Source organism: Pantoea sp. SIMBA_079, from assembly GCF_046940275.1.
Lineage (GTDB): Bacteria > Pseudomonadota > Gammaproteobacteria > Enterobacterales > Enterobacteriaceae > Pantoea > Pantoea borealis.
Window position 1 is genome coordinate 1 of the sequence record NZ_JAWRYR010000196.1, and the last position, 279, is coordinate 279.

Sequence of the window (279 nt, forward strand, 5' to 3'; positions counted from 1 at the left end):
TTTTAGATTGAGTATCCGCCAATTCGATCTAATTTCGACCAACGAGCGTACACCTTCGTTATCTTCTTTTCAGCCGCAAGCAAGTGTCGAGAGACTACGGACCTCTCGATCCCCAACTGCGCCCCAATCTCCCGTTGTTTGTACCCATATACGTAATGAAGTTGAAGCACATCCCGCTGTTTGTCGGTAAGCTTTGCAAGTCTTATCGCCTCCTTTAAGTCGATGATCAGATCGGACGCGGCTTCATCACCGGTATACCTACGAGTCTCCAAGCGTAAG

1 protein-coding gene is annotated in these 279 nt (G+C 48.4%); it reads right to left on the reverse strand.

The annotated features are described in order from the left end of the window. Positions 1–2: 2 nt before the first annotated feature. The coding region (locus SB719_RS19685; RefSeq protein WP_412159669.1) for a sigma-70 family RNA polymerase sigma factor at positions 3–279 on the reverse strand (277 nt) is incomplete at its 5' end.